The organism is Agaribacterium haliotis, assembly GCF_002312815.1.
Taxonomy (GTDB): Bacteria; Pseudomonadota; Gammaproteobacteria; order Pseudomonadales; family Cellvibrionaceae; genus Agaribacterium; species Agaribacterium haliotis.
This window is the reverse complement of record NZ_NKQJ01000013.1, coordinates 135993-152692: the sequence shown is the minus strand read 5'-3', so window position 1 is coordinate 152692 and position 16700 is coordinate 135993. Positions and strand designations below refer to the sequence as shown.

12 protein-coding genes are annotated in these 16700 nt (G+C 51.9%); 3 read left to right on the top strand and 9 right to left on the bottom strand.

Annotation, left to right across the window (positions count from 1 at the left end):
• Positions 1-180 precede the first annotated feature (180 nt).
• A complete protein-coding gene (gene pssA / locus CFK45_RS15485; protein WP_096087342.1) occupies positions 181-1011 on the bottom strand; it encodes a CDP-diacylglycerol--serine O-phosphatidyltransferase in 831 nt (276 codons plus the stop codon).
• A 191-nt stretch (positions 1012-1202) separates the two neighbouring features.
• Positions 1203-2219, bottom strand: coding sequence for a ketol-acid reductoisomerase (ilvC, locus tag CFK45_RS15480; RefSeq protein ID WP_096087358.1), 1017 nt, complete (start codon positions 2217-2219; stop codon positions 1203-1205).
• Positions 2220-2615: 396 nt separating this feature from the next.
• Here ilvC and ilvY point away from each other — a divergent pair, with 396 nt between their 5' ends.
• Positions 2616-3494, top strand: coding sequence for an HTH-type transcriptional activator IlvY (gene ilvY, locus CFK45_RS15475; RefSeq protein WP_096087341.1), 879 nt, complete (start codon positions 2616-2618; stop codon positions 3492-3494).
• 40 nt (positions 3495-3534) lie between these two features.
• Here the strand turns inward: ilvY and CFK45_RS15470 are convergent, their stop codons facing one another.
• The 4 genes from CFK45_RS15470 to CFK45_RS15455 all read right to left on the bottom strand — a co-directional run bounded on the left by CFK45_RS15470 (position 3535) and on the right by CFK45_RS15455 (position 9979).
• Entirely contained in the window at positions 3535-4791 is a 1257-nt protein-coding gene (locus tag CFK45_RS15470; RefSeq protein WP_096087340.1) for a DUF1501 domain-containing protein, read from the bottom strand.
• Positions 4792-4795: 4 nt separating this feature from the next.
• Complete coding sequence (locus CFK45_RS15465) at positions 4796-7591, bottom strand: c-type cytochrome (protein ID WP_096087339.1); 2796 nt, start codon at positions 7589-7591, stop codon at positions 4796-4798.
• A gap of 154 nt (positions 7592-7745) precedes the next feature.
• A complete protein-coding gene (gene ilvN / locus CFK45_RS15460; RefSeq protein ID WP_096087338.1) occupies positions 7746-8243 on the bottom strand; it encodes an acetolactate synthase small subunit in 498 nt (165 codons plus the stop codon).
• Complete coding sequence (locus tag CFK45_RS15455; RefSeq protein ID WP_096087357.1) at positions 8243-9979, bottom strand: acetolactate synthase 3 large subunit; 1737 nt, start codon at positions 9977-9979, stop codon at positions 8243-8245. Before CFK45_RS15455 ends, ilvN begins: the two co-directional genes overlap by 1 nt.
• 497 nt (positions 9980-10476) lie before the next feature.
• Between CFK45_RS15455 and CFK45_RS15445 the strand changes: the two genes are divergently transcribed.
• Positions 10477-10923, top strand: a complete 447-nt coding sequence (locus tag CFK45_RS15445; protein WP_096087336.1) for a DUF4124 domain-containing protein — start codon at positions 10477-10479, stop codon at positions 10921-10923.
• A gap of 96 nt (positions 10924-11019) precedes the next feature.
• Here the strand turns inward: CFK45_RS15445 and clpB are convergent, their stop codons facing one another.
• The 3 genes from clpB to rluD form a co-directional block, all read right to left on the bottom strand.
• Positions 11020-13653, bottom strand: a complete 2634-nt coding sequence (gene clpB, locus CFK45_RS15440; RefSeq protein ID WP_096087335.1) for an ATP-dependent chaperone ClpB — start codon at positions 13651-13653, stop codon at positions 11020-11022.
• A 145-nt stretch (positions 13654-13798) separates the two neighbouring features.
• Positions 13799-14578, bottom strand: coding sequence for a peptidoglycan editing factor PgeF (pgeF, locus tag CFK45_RS15435; RefSeq protein WP_096087334.1), 780 nt, complete (start codon positions 14576-14578; stop codon positions 13799-13801).
• A complete protein-coding gene (gene rluD / locus CFK45_RS15430) occupies positions 14562-15533 on the bottom strand; it encodes a 23S rRNA pseudouridine(1911/1915/1917) synthase RluD (protein ID WP_096087333.1) in 972 nt (323 codons plus the stop codon). The genes pgeF and rluD overlap by 17 nt, the downstream gene beginning before the upstream one ends.
• Before the next feature lie 173 nt (positions 15534-15706).
• On the opposite strand from rluD, the gene CFK45_RS15425 reads away from it, so the two are divergent.
• Positions 15707-16642, top strand: coding sequence for an outer membrane protein assembly factor BamD (locus CFK45_RS15425; RefSeq protein ID WP_096087332.1), 936 nt, complete (start codon positions 15707-15709; stop codon positions 16640-16642).
• Positions 16643-16700: the final 58 nt, after the last annotated feature.

Genomic DNA, 16700 nt, shown 5'->3' with positions numbered 1-16700 from the left:
TTTTTGACGTTTGCAACACTTAATTTTGCTTTTCTTTTTGTGCCAGAGCTAAGAAGCTTCTAACACAAAAACCGACCCGAGCCGGACATCAAAAAACAACGCAGGGCGTCGTTGAGAGGCGCGCATTATACGCAGCGCCTTTGGCCCGTCAAGGCTTAATTTAAAAAAACTGCAATGTGTTTATACGTCGCTTTCCGAGCCGCGGCTAAACCGGCGCTTCACTACCGAAAAAGCCCAACAAGCAGGGCCACTGAGTGCATAAGTAAAAGCCATCAGAAACAGCACCACCGGCGGGTCGATCAGCACCACCACAAAAACAATTAAGGTAATGATCATCGCGGCAAACGGCACACGGCGATTGGCATCAAGCCCCTTAAAGCTCTGATATTTGATATTGCTAACCATCAATATGCCAACAATCGCGGTAACAATCGCGGCAAAAACAGAAATCTCCGTACTCAGTTCGAGGCTCGAGCCCCACCAAACGCCAGACGCCATCAACGTCGCCGCCGGGGGACTCGCTAAACCGGTGAAAAAGCGGCTGTCGGTGCTTTCCACTTGAGTATTAAAGCGAGCCAAACGAATGGCCGCACAGGCAACAAACACAAAAGCCGCTGCAACACCGAACTTACCCAAAGGCTCAAGCGCCCAGCTAAAGACCACCACAGCCGGGGCCAAACCAAAGCTGACCATATCACTCAAGCTATCGAACTCAGTGCCAAAAGCACTTTGAGTGTTAGTCATGCGCGCAACCCGACCATCAAAACCATCGAGAATCTGCGCTGCAAAAATAGCCATCGCGGCGGAAGCAAAGTCACCGTGAAACGCCGCCAACAGCGCATAAAAACCACCAAAGAGCGCGCCGGTGGTAAATAAGTTAGGCAGCAGGTAGATACCTTTGCGCTGCACTTTGCCGCCGTTTTTTTCGACTTCTTCAACATGCTCATCGATGGGCACCGCATCAGCGCCTGCAATCTCGACAAATTCGTGGTGATCGTGCTTATCGGACATAAGTCTCTCTCTATCGTCTCAGGTACAAACTCACCCCCTATAAGGAGTCAGCTCAAGTCTCGATGCCGCGAGCAATAATAAGCTGGTGACGCTTATCCCCTACCCCTGGGCCAAAAACAAAAAACGCGGCCGAAGCCGCGCTGTATTCTAACTAAATAGCGGCAAAAGCAAATGCCCTCACCGCTAGCTACTTAGTTTTTCTCTTGGTCTACGATCTTGTTCGCAGCAATCCATGGCATCATGGCACGCAGCTTCTCACCAACCTGCTCAATTGGGTGAGCGGCGTTGTTACGGCGCCATGCAGTCATCTCTGGGTAGTTAGCCTGACCTTCGAGGATGAATTTCTTCGCGTATACGCCGTCCTGAATGTTCTTCAGGGCTTCACGCATAGCGTAACGAGACTCTTCGTTGATAACCTGAGGACCAGTTACGTATTCACCGTACTCAGCGTTGTTGGAGATTGAGTAGTTCATGTTGGCGATGCCGCCTTCGAACATCAGGTCCACAATCAGCTTAAGTTCGTGCAGACACTCAAAGTAAGCCATCTCTGGAGCGTAACCGGCTTCAACCAGAGTTTCGAAACCCATTTTAACCAGCTCAACCGCACCACCACACAGAACGGCTTGCTCACCAAAGAGGTCAGTTTCAGTCTCGTCTTTGAAGGTCGTTTCGATAATGCCTGAACGACCGCCACCAACACCAGAAGCGTAAGACAGAGCCAGATCTTTAGCTTTACCTGAAGCATCTTGGTAGATAGCAATCAGATCAGGGATACCGCCACCACGCACAAACTCAGAACGCACAGTGTGACCGGGTGCTTTAGGAGCAACCATGATGACGTCGAGGTCTTTGCGAGGAACGACCTGGTTGTAGTGGATAGCAAAACCGTGAGCAAAAGCCAGGGTAGCGCCTTCTTTGATGTTTGGCTCGATCTCTTCTTTATATAAAACACTCTGGAACTCGTCCGGAGTCAGGATCATTACAACGTCAGCAGCTTGAACAGCTGAAGGTACGTCAGATACTTTCAGGCCGTGAGCTTCGGCTTTGGCAATAGAAGAAGAACCAGCACGCAGACCAACAGTTACGTCTACACCGGAGTCTTTCAGGTTACAAGCGTGGGCGTGGCCCTGAGAGCCGTAACCGATGATGGCAACTTTTTTACCTTGGATGATGGACAGATCGCAATCTGCATCGTAATAAACATTCAAAGACATGCTTTGCTCCTGAAACAGGGAGGTTGGAAGATGGGCGCATTCTAGTTATTTTGCTCTATTGAGTAAAATGATATATTTGCAAATGTTTGTTGCCGATTTTGCAATACAATCATTCTTTTAATTTAGATACCGCCTATGGTGGGGGAGAGCTTCTCTGGGCACGCTCTAGACATCCATGTCCGCTAAGCAGCTGCTCCCGGCAGCTGATTACCCAGAGAAGCTCTCCCCCACCCTAGACTCAGTGCCAAACGAATAAATCAGTTTCTTTTCTATAACGAAAACACGGATTTACCGTATTGCACAAGCAGCCAGAGTACGAGCAGGGTTGAGAGACAATCACGCGCCGATGCCCTAACCAGCCCTATGTGCGGAGCCAAATTTAAACGAACTATGAACCAAGAAAAACTAAAGCTATTTATCAAGCTGGCAGAGACAGGCAGCTTCAACCGCTGCGCTCAGCAACAACATATTAGTGCAAGCAAGTTAAGCCGAGTGATTCAGAGCATGGAGGAGGAGCTCGGCACAACCTTGTTCGAGCGAGATAACAGGCATGTCGCGCTAAGCGCTGAAGGCGAGCGTTTTTTAAGTTTTGCCAGAGAGCAGCTGCAACACTGGGAAACCTACCGGGAAGACCTGCGCAGCCGCAGTGGCCAGCTCAGCGGGTCGGTAAGCATTTACTGCTCGGTGACCGCAAGTTATAGCTTTTTATATGACATGCTCGCTCGTTTTCGTGAAGAGCAACCTTTAATACAAATCAAACTGCATACCGGCGACCCGGCCGATGCAATCGAGCGTGTAAGCCAGGGCTTAGAGGATATTGCCATCGCGGCAAAGCTACCGCGCTTCCCGCCCGGCCTCAGTTTCAAACAGTTCGACAGCTCGCCGCTGATTTTTATCTGCGCCGCCGATGATACACACTTTAACGAGCTGGCCAAAAACAACAGTCGTCGAAGTTGGGCTCAGCTGCCGATGATTGTCTCTGAGCGAGGTTTGGCCAGAGAGCGCTTTAATCAATGGGTTCAACAAAAAGGCTTTACCCCCAATATATATAGCCAGGTTAGTGGTAACGAAGCCATTGTTTCGATGGTCAGTCTCGGCTGCGGTGTCGGCCTAATACCTAAAATCGTGGTCGAAAATAGCCCACTTAAAAATAAAGTGAAAGAATTTAGCGTACAACCCGATATCGCCCCATATGATGTTGGCGCCTGCGTGCAAAGCCGGCGCCTTAAAAGCCCTCTAGTCAGTGCATTGTGGCAGCTAATCAAATAGCCACCGACAAAATTAAGAAGCGGCCTCGAGGTACTTTCGCTTAACTGAATATCGGTATTAACACCTCGCTCAAGCGCATGCGTTGGGCGTCGGCATGCTCGTTAATGCCTAAATATTCCCTAAACGCGTGATTTACTAAATTTGGACTGAGCTGAGCGCCGGCGTCATCTCGCTTCAAACTACTCAAGTTGAACCTCAATGCGTTTTGCCCCTCGTCCGTTCCTCCGGCAACCTTGTTTGCCCAGCGCGCATTTTTTTCCATAAACACCTTGCTGCCAACGGACCAGTGATCTTTACCATCTTTATTGTTGTAATGCGGTGTGCGAGCAAAATCGGATTCAACCTGCACAATCAACCTGTCGTCAAAACCGTGCTGCTCGGCTAAAAACCATAAATAGTCGATGCCGCTTAGCAAGGTTTTGTAGTGCCCCGCCTGTCTTTCATCATTGCGATTATGCGTATCAAAACCGCCTGTGGCTAAATCGGCCGAAACCGACACGCCCGACTTAAATGCAGCAACAGCAAACAATAACTTATTGTTAAAACTGTTCTCTGCGAAATCACCGCGCTCACTTGTACTTAAGGTTTCACTCATCGTCGCCAGGCGCGGATCCTGCTTTGACGCCGCCTCAAAGTGTTTTAACCACTTGGCCGCGCGATCGAGCTCAACACCTTCGCGGCGAAACGCAGTTACGCGATCTTTAATATAGGCTTGAACAAGGCTGTGATCATCGTCGTGCAAGGCTTGACTCTGGTCACTGAGGCTGCGCTGATTGGGTTTAACCAAGGTTTCCAGGGCGCCGCTGCCACCGACCTTGGTGCGAACCAATAAGCCCTCGGTATAGGTTCTATCGTAGGCGTCAACCAGCCAGGGCAGGGTTAGCGCACTGCCGTGCACATGGGCAAACAAACCGCTGATACTGGCAACACTGCCATCGCCTGCGTTCATTTTCTTTCGCCCACCTTTGTGACTGTTGGTTTTGGTATTTATGCCATTTACAACCAACATCTTTTGGTAGTGACGCTTAAAAAAATCATCGTTTTGCCCAAAAGCAGCGTAGGGAATATTTCCAACTCGGCGCGTACTTTCATTCTCTGACCAGTGAGTAATAATACGCTCACCGGGCACATTTTCTTTCGGGTCACAAAATAGCGTCGGGTCCCAGCCACCATTTGCGCGAATGGTCACCAATAGTTTCCCTGTATAACTTTCGTCTGCAGCCCAGAGTTTCAAACCCGGCATCATCGCCAGCCCGACACCCAAACCTGCACTGCGTAAAAATTGTCTTCTTTTCATTTTCTTACTCGTAAATAAATTGCATATCAGACATCATTGCCACCAACACAGTGCGCCATGCGCTAAGTGTCGCCCAAGGGTCATCGCCCCACTCTCGTTCATTGCGTTTTTCCGGGTCAGAATAATTACAGTACTGCCCGGACTCTTTAATATCACCGTGGGCACCACGCTCTAACTTGAGCGCTCGGGCTTGCTGAAAAAGCGCGGCCAAACGGTGCAGCTCATCGCTGTTTGCCGCCCAGCTTTCGCCATAAAAACGGCGAGCCAGATAAACTAACTGCGAAGTAAATTCTGGGTTGCTTTGCGGTTCAAACGCTCCGGGGGTATTTACTGTGTGAACAAATACAGCAATGCGTTTATTACTATTTTTTCGCCACAACCTAAACTTAAGCTGCTGAGCACCGTCGACACTTGGAAGCTCAAACAAAAGCTTTTCACTGGTTCGCAAATAGGCTGCGTCTTTCTCACCACTGAGTTTGTTGTTGGCCGAGTTGGTCGAGCCGCTTACTAAAAACTCGTTGACAAAGTCGAGCCCGGATTTAAACCAGAGCTCACGTCCGGATGCATCCACAAGACTGACATCCGCAAGATAGGCCACCTGGGAAAAAAGCTGGAGCTCAACTTGCATTGCCTCATTCGAGCTTTTCAGCTCCAGGCCGAGCTCGTCTGCGCCACCATCCGCAACCGTGCTTTGCGTAAAGGTATCGAGCATGGCAATGAAACGCTGCCCGGGAAAATCTGCTTTTGTGACATAGGGAAATAACTCGCGCTGCGCTTGCGGCCGATTAAAATCACTGACAACCACAGAGCAGGCTCGGTCCAGCGCAACGCGCTCGGCAACTTTATACATAAGCGGGGCCAGCTCCCGCCCGCGCTGCACACTGTTATACGAGTCGATGCCACCAAAATAACTACTGTAAGTTTTTTGATAGTCATCGAGCGCTAAACCAGCCAGTGAACTTAGCTTTGCACTCGCCTCTTCCGGCGTTAGCAGGCGCTTGGCGCCGATATTTTCTAGGGCCATATCGACATCAGCGCGAACCGCACTTGCGCGAAACCACGGGCTCATAATCATGTCCGCCAACAGCCACTTTAAGTTTTCGTGCATACGAAAATCAGCGGCGAGCTCATCGAGCACGGCTTGCCGCGCACGATATTGGGCTTCACTAAGCTTGTCGTGCAGCAGCTGCTCACCAAATAATGCCGGCCACCAAAATTTCACTGTGGCTTCAGCAAAACGCTCATCGTTAACCAGTTGCTCTGCCAACCAGCGCAGCGCGTGGTTATCGTTATTTAAAAGCGCACCGTAATAGCCAGGCTTGCGCATATCGGCGTACCAGCGATCCCCCTCGTTGTACAAAGCGCTGTTTTTCACATAAACCGCATCGAGAGCGTCGAGCCCATCGGCCCCTAAGCGATCTAAAAAGGTGCCGTTGTTGCCGACATTCTGAAAGGCACCGGCTATTGGGTCTAAGGCTTCGTGACACTGCGCGCAGGCGGGGTTATTTAAGGTGGGATTATCGGCATCGGCCAGCTCTTCATCACTGAAGTCTCGCGCCGCAACCGCCTCGATATCAAAACCGAGGAAATTGAGCATAATATATTTGGCCCGCGCACGATTGCGGTTGGTTTCGCTCGATGGCCAGCGCAAGTTATAAGCCAGCGTGCTCAAAATACCCGCGTGCGGCAGTTCGATTCGGCGGTCTGACTCATAGAGTTTTTTGCTATTGCTGCGTACATGCTGGCCTTGATTAACCGCTTTGACCCAATTTTTACCCGGTTGTTTATTACTTTGGTATAAGAGATCTAGCGCCTCATCCACCACGGTATAATCGGCGGTAAGAATTTCAGAATAAGGCCTATCGTTTTCTACAATATATGCGATAAGCTCCAGCGGCTCTTCGGCAAGGCTCTTATTGTAATCGTTAAGACCTTGCTCATCGCGCAGCTCAATTAACTCAGCAAGATTTGAATAATAGGGTTTTAAAGCGTTGTAAAAATTAACTGGGCCGAGGTTAGTGCCACGCACCAATAATTTGTCATTGGCAGAGCGCTTTATAAATTCATGAAAACCGGGCCCCTGCATTAACGCCAATATTTCGCTGCGCAATTGTTCGTCTGTTAATCCAGCAACCTCCGCCAGACGCTGTTCACTGGGTATTTCTCCGCGCAAAAACAAACTTGCCCGGCGATAACTTTGCTCGGGGTTTTCCAAAACTACCTGCGTTTTCTCAGGCGCCTGGTTTTGCCCCGCGTCATTTTCTGCGCGCAGCCAGGCAACCATGGCTTGTGCACACGCCTCATCACATGCGTCGGGATTACTAATGGGCATGCTGCGCGCGATGGTATTGATAACCGAGTTACTTTCCAGAGCGAGCAATATTGACGAGCCCTGAGGCTGGCCACTGCCTTTATTACCGTGACAAGCCTGGCACTGCTGCTGATAGAGCTTTGCAATTGCGATATCTTCATCCGGACTTTCATCGGGCAACGGCTCAAGCGTATTATCCGAGCCCGAATCATTAATTTCGTCAGGAGCTGAGCCTGAACCTAAACCCGAGCCCAGGTTCGAATCCGATTCTAAGTCCGGATCCGAATCCAAGTCTGGCAGCAAAGAAGGGCTGGGCCGAGGCTCAGAGCCGGAATTCGGACTTTGCCCTTCAGCCACAGCCGAGTTATCGCTGGGTGTATCTTGCCCGCTATCGTCAGCGACTTCGATATTGGGAGATAAAGTGACGCCGCCGCAAGCCGTTAACAGCAGTAGCAACAAAACAGTTGTTATGGATAAAACAGAATGCATGATTCCAACCCTCGTTATGGTTGGTGCATTTTAGAAAGCTCATGCAGCTGCAGTCTGTAGACCTAAGAGGTTAGTCCCGCAGGCTTAGACCAAAAAAAACGGGGCTAAAAAGCCCCGTTTTTTTCAAAGTGTGAAACAAGCCCTTGCTTAGCAGCTATAGACTTAAGATTTTTTCACCTCTGGCGATACCACTAACCCCAGAGCGCACAACTTCAATAATCGCCGCTTCACCGACAGCGGCGATAAATGCATCGAGCTTTTCACTGTCGCCGGTGATTTGAATGCAATAGACAGACGGGGTGACATCGACAATCATGCCGCGAAAAATATCGACACAGCGCTTTACTTCAGCGCGCTGCGCACCGGTGGCGCGCACTTTAATCAGCATTAATTCGCGCTCAATGTGCGCGCCTTCACTTAAATCTACCAATTTAACCACGTCGATCAAACGATTTAAGTGCTTGGTGATCTGCTCAATTTTGTGATCGTCACCGATGGTCATCAACGTCAAACGCGACAGCGATGTGTCCTCGGTCGGAGCCACCGTTAAGCTCTCGATATTGTAGCCGCGCTGGCTAAATAAACCGACCACCCGGCTCAAAGCGCCGGGTTCGTTTTCCATCAGAATCGAGATAATACGTTTTCTATTCATTAAGTACGCTCCGTCTTGCTGATCAACATGTCGCGCATGGAGCCGTTTGGCGCAACTTGCATGGGGTAAACGTGCTCACTTGGATCGACATAAATATCCATAAACACGGTTTTATCTTTCATGGCAAAACACTCTTCAAGCTTCTGTTTCAGCTCAGAGCGCTTGGTCACTTTCATACCGACGTGGCCGTAAGCCTCCATCAATTTTGGAAAGTCCGGCAGCGAATCTTCATACAAGCTTTCAGAGTAACGGCTACCGTATTGCATATCCTGCCACTGCTTCACCATGCCGAGCGCCTGATTGTTTAAGCAGATAATTTTTACCGGCAGGTTGTATTGCGTCAGCGTGCTTAGCTCTTGGATACACATTTGAATAGAGCCTTCGCCTGTCACACACACAACATCGGCGTCGCGGTGCGCGTACTTAACACCGAGCGCCGCAGGCAGGCCAAAACCCATGGTGCCGAGACCGCCGCTGTTAATCCAGCGCCGCGGCTTATCAAACTGGTAATACAGTGCCGAAAACATCTGGTGCTGCCCAACGTCCGAACAAACATAAGCGTCGCCATTGGTCACCTCCCAAAGCGCACGCACCACCTCCTGCGGCTTGAGCATATCGCTGCTGGTATCGTAGTTGGGCTTGTCGATAATGTTGTAGCGCTCACGCCACTGGTTGATCTGCTCCCACCAGCTTTCCAGCGCAGCATCGCCGGGCTTGTCCTGGCTCTGCTTGACCAGCTCAAGCATTTCGTCAAGCACACTATCGACCGGGCCAACGATGGGTACATCGGCGGTAATGGTTTTAGATATCGACGCCGGATCAACATCAATATGAATGATCTTGGCATTCGGGCAGAACTTGCTCGGCGTATTGGTCACACGATCATCAAAGCGCGCACCGGCACAGAGAATCACATCGGCGTGATGCATGGCGGTATTCGCCTCCACCGTGCCGTGCATACCGAGCATGCCGAGAAACTGCTTGTCGGTTGCAGGATAGGCGCCAAGCCCCATCAAAGTGTTGGTCACCGGGAAGTTCAGAAGGCGCGCAAGCTCGGTAAGCTGCTCAGATGCCTCACCCTGAACTACACCGCCGCCGGCGTAAATAACCGGGCGACTCGCCGCAAGAAGTAAGGCAACCGCTTTTTTAATCTGCCCGCTGTGGCCTTTTAACGCCGGGGTATACGAGCGAATTTTAACCTTGTCCGGATAACTGTAAGCGTAGGTATCAATGGGGTTAGTAATATCTTTAGGTACATCAATAACCACGGGGCCGGGGCGCCCGGTTGTGGCGATGTAAAACGCTTTTTTCACCGTCTCGGCAATATCGCGCGCGTCTTTAACCAAGAAGCTGTGCTTCACAATCGGGCGGCTGACGCCAACCATGTCTGTTTCCTGAAACGCATCTTCACCAATTTTATCCGACACAACCTGGCCGGAAATCACCACCATTGGAATAGAGTCCATATACGCCGTAGCGATGCCGGTGATCGCATTGGTTGCGCCGGGGCCAGAGGTAACCAGCACCACACCGGGTTTGCCGGTAGCGCGCGCGTAGCCGTCTGCCGCGTGCGTCGCGGCCTGCTCGTGGCGCACCAGCACGTGGCGCACGCGCTGCTGGCGAAATATTGCGTCGTAAATATGAAGCGCCGCGCCGCCTGGGTAACCAAAGATGCAGTCAACACCTTCATCAGCCAGAGAGCGGATCAGCATGTCACCGCCGGAAAGCATTTCCACTTTCTTATCCTCTTCTTGCATGGATCGCTAGTCTCAATTTGTATTTTCAATAACGAAAACGGCAGCAGCCTAAGTGCTGCCAGCAAAATCAATATGTCGGGCACAGAACTGCGCATCAACGCACAGACTCTCGCCGTAGAAGCCCGGTGGCCACCTAGTGTTCTATTATTCGCGATTGTATGGAACAGCGCCGTTACGTCTGTTCGATGTCCACCGGCGGGCGTTGGTATACCCGTTAGAAATGGTCAGCCAGAGTGTTGCCCCGGCCTTTGATACGCTCACACAGCTTTACATCGGCGTGGCGCAGTATCGCGAAGCGATATTTTCTCAACTAAGCCTTCAAAGTCAAGACCTTGCTACAATTTGGCCTACCCAGCGCACAAAACTTGAGCACTTGGCCTGGCACATATTTATTCGGCCGGGCTTTGCCCTATACTAAAGGCTGACTTATTCCGTACCCAACGGACGTTAACCAAGCCGCTTTACAGGAAATAACTATGAATTTACTGCCTAAGTTAGCAGTAAGCGCAAGCCTACTGATCACCGCTGCTAGCCTAAGCTTGCCGAGCTCAGCCGGCGAATACTGGCGCTGGAAGGGCGAAGACGGAGTTGTACACTACGGCTCAACCCCGCCTCACGGCGTTGAGGCCGAGCGTGTTACCACTCGCGGTGACGGCTCAAAATCGCCGAGCGCAAGCAACAATAGCAGCGCAGATGAGCAAACTGGCAACGATACAAAGCTCGCCGCCCAGCAGCAAGAACTCAAAGCTCAGCGCCAAAAAGAGTGCAAAGCAGAGCAGGATCGCCTGTCGACACTCAAAAGCAGCGGCAGCCGTATACGCATTCAAGAGAGCGATGGCAGCTCACGCTATCTGAGCCCGGAAGAAATTGCCAAGGAAATCGATATGAGCCAGCAGTTTCTTAAAGACGCCTGTGGTAAATAAGGCGCCGCTGACAAGCAAGCACACAAAAAAGCCGAGCGTTAGCTCGGCTTTTTTGTGTGTATCGATAAACATTTACAACAAGCTCGTTTAATAAAGCTATTTAGTAAAACTAAGCTGCCCGGCGTCCAGGCCGACCTTAATCATATCTCCAGCGACAAAATCGCCGGCCAAAAGCCTTTCGGCCAAGGTGTTCTCAAGCAGGCTCTGAATAGCGCGTTTTAGTGGGCGAGCGCCGTAAACCGGGTCGTAGCCGGCTTCGGCAATCAAGTCCATCGCCTCGTCGCTAATCTGCAGTTGTAAGTCCCGCTCGGCCAAACGCGCTTTAAGCCTGTCAATTTGAATCGTGGCGATACCCCGAATTTGGCTCTCACCAAGCGGGTGGAACACAACGGCCTCGTCGATGCGATTAATAAACTCCGGCCTAAAATGCGTGCCGACCACATTCATCACCGCAGCTTTCATCGCTTCGTAGCGATTTTCGTTCAGCACATCATCCGACGTTGCCGAACCGTCAAAACTGATGCTATCGAAGGCTTTATTTTCAGTGATTTCCTGAATGGCGTCGGAACCGAGGTTAGACGTCATCACCACAACCGTATTGCGAAAATCAACCGTACGCCCCTGGCCGTCAGTTAAACGCCCGTCTTCTAGCACCTGCAATAAAATGTTAAAGACATCGGGATGCGCCTTTTCAACCTCATCGAGCAAGAGCACCGAATACGGCTTGCGGCGCACAGCTTCGGTCAAATACCCGCCCTCTTCATAACCGACATAGCCAGGCGGCGCACCGATCAAGCGCGCAACGCTGTGCTTTTCCATAAACTCACTCATGTCGATGCGTACCATTGCATCTTCACTGTCAAACAAAAAGGTTGCCAGAGTTTTACACAGCTCGGTTTTACCGACACCGGTCGGGCCTAAAAACAGGAAAGAACCGTTGGGCCTGTTCGGGTCACTCAAACCGGCGCGCGCGCGCCTTACCGCATTCGCGACCGCAACTACGGCTTCTTTCTGGCCGATAACACGCTGATGCAGCACCTCTTCCATACGCAGAAGTTTTTCGCGCTCGCCCTCGAGCATTTTGCTCACTGGTATGCCCGTCCACTTTGATACCACTTCGGCGATTTCTTCATCCGTCACTTTATTGCGCAGCAAAGTCGTATCCTGCATCTCTGCTTGCGCAGCCATATCGAGCTGTTTCTCGAGATCGGGAATAATGCCGTACTGCAGCTCACTCATACGCGCTAAATCACCGGCGCGGTGAGCGGCTTCTAAATCGAGGCGCGCCTGCTCCAGAGTACTTTTGATTTCCTGGGTACCTTTAAGTGCAATTTTTTCAGCGCGCCATATTTCATCGAGTTCGGCAAACGCGCGTTCAGCTTGGTCTATTTGCTGTTCAATTTTTTCAAGGCGCGCACGCGAGGCTTCGTCTTCATCTTTTTTCACCGCCTCTCGCTCAATTTTTAATTGAATCAAACGGCGCTCGAGCTTGTCCATTTGCTCAGGCTTGGAGTCGATTTCCATGCGAATGCGGCTCGCTGCCTCGTCAACCAAATCAATCGCCTTGTCAGGCAACTGCCTGTCGGTGATATAGCGCTGACTTAATTTTGCCGACGCAATAATTGCTGAATCAGTAATGTTGACGCCGTGATGAACTTCATAGCGCTCTTTTAAGCCGCGCAAGATAGCAATCGTGTCCTCTTCGGAGGGCTCGTCAACCAAGACTTTTTGAAAACGGCGCTCAAGCGCGGCATCTTTTTCAATAAACTGGCGGTATTCATCGAGTGTGGTGGCGCCGACACAGTGCAGCTCGCCGCGAGCCAAAGCTGGCTTGAGCATATTGCCGGCATCCATTGCCCCGTCGGCTTTGCCTGCGCCAACCATCGTATGTAACTCATCGACAAATAAAATAATTCGGCCTTCTTGCTTGCCGAGTTCATTGAGCACCGATTTTAAGCGCTCCTCAAATTCGCCGCGAAACTTCGCCCCGGCCAGCAAAGAGCCTAGATCCAGGCTTAATAGGCGCTTATTTTTTAAACCTTCGGGAACTTCACCATTGACAATGCGCTGCGCCAAACCCTCGACGATTGCAGTTTTACCCACACCCGGCTCACCAATTAACACCGGATTGTTTTTAGTGCGGCGCTGCAGTACCTGCACAGTGCGACGAATCTCGTCATCGCGACCAATAACCGGATCGAGCTTGCCCGACTCGGCGCGCGCGGTTAGATCGACAGTATATTTTTCAAGCGCCTGACGGTTCTCTTCCGCCTCCGGGTTATCAACGGTTTCACCGCCGCGTACATTTTTAACCGCGCGCTCCAAACTCGCCAGTTCACCGCAGGCCAGCAATAACTTGGCGATATTAAATTTGCCATCGCGCATGGCAGCGATCAGCACACTTTCACTGGAAATAAATTTGTCTTTGTTTTCCTGCGCGTGTTTGTCGGCCAGGTTCAGCAAGCGCCCCAGCTCCGGCGACATGCTGATATCGCCGGTTGGCGAACTGATACTCGGCAAAGCGTCGAGCGCTTTATTTAATTCATTGCGCAGAGCATTTAAATCAAAGTTGGCCGCCTGCAGCAGCGGGCGCACGGTGCCACCGCGCTGATCAAGCATGGCTTGCAGCAGGTGCAAAGGGTCTAAATTAGCGTGATCCCGGCCAATCGCCAGCGACTGAGCATCCGAAAGCGCCATCTGCAAAGGGTTGGTTAGTCTGTCAATTCGCATACATTCACCGTTACAAAAACAAAATAAGCGCTACCGCTCAGTGGCCCGCCAAAAGAGCTGTAACACGTTAGTGAATAAATAGGGGCGATAACGCTAATAACAAGTTTTTTGCGTATGCAATAAGCGTGTTTTGGCGTAAAAAAACTTAGTCAGCCAGCCAGATTAATGAAGCCATGCGACCGCAGCGGCCGTCTCGGCGATAGGAAAAAAAGCGCTGTTTATCGCTGTAGGTGCAAAAGTCGCCGCCGTAAATCTGTCTCACCCCGAGCGCACAAAGCTCGGAGCGGGCCAGACGGTATAAATCGGCAAAAAATTTGTTGGCGCCCGATGTATCTTGCTTGGCGCGCTCGCAAAAAGCGTGTGCGATTGGCTCGGCAAAACGGCGCTGCGCTTGCGCGTTCTCAAAGGCTTGCCTGACATCCTCGCCCACTTCAAATGCGGCTTGTGATATCGCCGGCCCAAGATAGACCATCAGCTCACTTGCCGGCGCGTCAAATGCGGCAACGGCACGACTGACAATACCGTCGGCCAGTCCCTTCCAGCCGGCGTGCACAGCGGCCACTTGCGAACCGGCCTTATCGCAAATAAGCAGCGGCAAACAATCTGCCGTCATCACCACACAAGCCACGCCCGCCTTTTTGGTATAGCTCGCATCGGCCTCAATCGGCTCGGCCAAAGAACAGTCAAGCTCAACAAGCTCGGTACCGTGCACTTGCGTTAGCCACTGCAGTTTAGGGGAGGCGCTCGCCCGGTTCTGTAAAGACTCACTTAAGCGCTGACGATTTAACTGAACACAACTATCGAGATCACCGACGTGCGACGCCAGATTGAAGCTGTCAAAAGGCGCAGCGCTGACACCGCCGTCTCGTGTTGTCAGCGCGGTTTTTACCGAAGCCGGGGCAGGCCACTTAGCCTGAAAAAGCATCGGCTCGCTGCCTCATTGCACTCAACAAAGCGGAAAAGTCCTCAGCTAAAGGTAGCTCCCAGCTCATCGTTTCACCGCTGCACGGGTGAATCAAACCGAGCGCTTTGGCGTGCAGGGCCTGGCGCGAAAAAGCGAGAGCTGCTGCCAGGCTGGCATCATGTTTTTCAGCCGCTGTCCACTTTGCCCCGTATACAGGGTCGCCGATCAGGCTGTGCGACAGGTGCGCCATATGCACACGAATCTGATGGGTGCGCCCGGTCTCAAGCTTGAGTTCCATCAGCGCAAAACCTTTGAGCTTGCTCAAGCGCCGGTAGTGTGTGCGCGCCTCTTTACCGCCGCTTGTGAGCACCGCCATTTTGGTTCGCTGGCTGCTGTGGCGGCCGATGGCGGCATCGACACAGCCTTCAGCGGCTGGTTCACCGCGAACCAAGGCCCAATAACGGCGAGTGACCGTGCGCGCCTGCAGCTGCTCAACCAGCGACAACTGAGCTTTTAGGCTTTTGGCAACCACCATCAAGCCCGAGGTACCTTTATCGAGTCGGTGCACTATGCCGGCCCTTGGAATCTGCGCGAGTTCAGGGCAGTAATGCAATAAACCATTGAGCAGCGTGCCCGACCAATTGCCGGCCGCAGGGTGCACTACCAGCCCCGCAGGCTTGTTTACCACGAGTATATGTTCGTCTTCAAAACAGATATCGAGCGCCATTGCTTCGGGTAAAAATGCGCCGTCGGCCGCCAGCTCCGCCTCCAGCTCAAGAAGTTCGCCACCGCCGAGTTTGCTATTGGGCTTAAGGCTGCGGCCATCGATAGTTAAAGCGCCGCTTTTGATCCAGTCTTTTAAGCGCGAGCGGCTAAAATCCGGGAACATCGCTGCCGCCGCCTGGTCTAAACGCGAGCCGGCATAGATCGTCGGTACAATTTCGCTGAGCTGAATACTTGAGCTGGGTGTCGTCATTGTTTTTCGCCGGCCGCCTAATTACACTGTCGGCCCTGATTTACTGACTAGCGGTGCGCTTTAAAGCTTGAACACCGCCGTTGAACTAGCACCTCACGATAGAAATAGCGCGGAGTGCTGAAAACGCGGCATCATGCGCCGCGCCAAGACTGATTACAAGCGTTGATTCTAGAATGTCGAACTACTTTCGTTCAAATCGCCAGAGCACCTTTCTGGCCAGTGTGTGCCTATCTCTTACTTTGTTAGTCGGCTGTGCCAGCGACGAAGACTACGGGCGAGGCAGCGAACAGGAAGTTTTTGAGCGCGCTCAGCGCTACCTCGACAGCTACAGCTGGGAGCTCGCTATCGACACCTTGCAGGCGCTGGAAGAAAACTTCCCCTTTGGCACCTATGCCGAGCAAGCCCAGCTTGAGTTAATCTACGCCTATTATAAAGCCGGCGAATTTGAAGCGGCGCTGGCCAGTGCCGATCGTTTTATCCGCTTGCACCCGCAGCACCGCAACGTCGACTACGCCTTTTATATGCGCGGTATCGCCAGCTTTTACAATGACTCGGTGTTCTCTTCATTTTTCCCGGTCGATACAACTATGCGCGACCCGGGCACCGCCAAAGAAAGCTTTAACCACTTTGCCGAGCTGCTCAACGAGTATCCGCAAAGCCCTTATGCGCTCGATGCTGAAAAGCGCATGATTTATCTGCGCAACACGCTCGCCCGCGCCGAGATCAACGTCGCCAACTACTACTTTAAGCGCGGCGCCTATCTCGCCGCTGCCAACCGCGGCCGCTGGGTTGTTGAGAATATGCAAGGCACCCCCGCCGTGCCCGACGCGCTGGCCGTTATGGCCCAGGCTTATCATTTAATCGATATGCAGCCGCTGTCGGAAGATGCGATCAAAGTATTGAAGTACAACTATCCACACTACCCGGCACTGGAAGACGGCGAATTTGACTACCAGTACGGCAGTGATCAGGACCGGTCCTGGGTTAGTTATGTCACCTTTGGTGTATTCGACAAGCGCCCGAGCATCAAGTTTGACACAAGAAAAGTCTACGACCCGTTTTACGATGAAGACAGCGCGGGCGACATCCTGGAGCCGCCCGCCGGCTGAAGCCGCCCAACACTTGGGCAAGTGCGTGTGCATTTGCCCAGCCAACGAAAGCTCACCC

What these genes read in the sequence shown, in the direction of transcription:
- pssA (WP_096087342.1), bottom strand. Translation starts at nt 1,011, where the DNA reads ATGTCCGATAAGCACGATCACCACGAATTTGTCGAGATTGCAGGCGCT.
- ilvY (WP_096087341.1), top strand. Translation starts at nt 2,616, where the DNA reads ATGAACCAAGAAAAACTAAAGCTATTTATCAAGCTGGCAGAGACAGGC.
- CFK45_RS15470 (WP_096087340.1), bottom strand. Translation starts at nt 4,791, where the DNA reads ATGAAAAGAAGACAATTTTTACGCAGTGCAGGTTTGGGTGTCGGGCTG.
- CFK45_RS15465 (WP_096087339.1), bottom strand. Translation starts at nt 7,591, where the DNA reads ATGCATTCTGTTTTATCCATAACAACTGTTTTGTTGCTACTGCTGTTA.
- ilvN (WP_096087338.1), bottom strand. Translation starts at nt 8,243, where the DNA reads ATGAATAGAAAACGTATTATCTCGATTCTGATGGAAAACGAACCCGGC.
- CFK45_RS15445 (WP_096087336.1), top strand. Translation starts at nt 10,477, where the DNA reads ATGAATTTACTGCCTAAGTTAGCAGTAAGCGCAAGCCTACTGATCACC.
- clpB (WP_096087335.1), bottom strand. Translation starts at nt 13,653, where the DNA reads ATGCGAATTGACAGACTAACCAACCCTTTGCAGATGGCGCTTTCGGAT.
- pgeF (WP_096087334.1), bottom strand. Translation starts at nt 14,578, where the DNA reads ATGCTTTTTCAGGCTAAGTGGCCTGCCCCGGCTTCGGTAAAAACCGCG.
- rluD (WP_096087333.1), bottom strand. Translation starts at nt 15,533, where the DNA reads ATGACGACACCCAGCTCAAGTATTCAGCTCAGCGAAATTGTACCGACG.
- CFK45_RS15425 (WP_096087332.1), top strand. Translation starts at nt 15,707, where the DNA reads ATGTCGAACTACTTTCGTTCAAATCGCCAGAGCACCTTTCTGGCCAGT.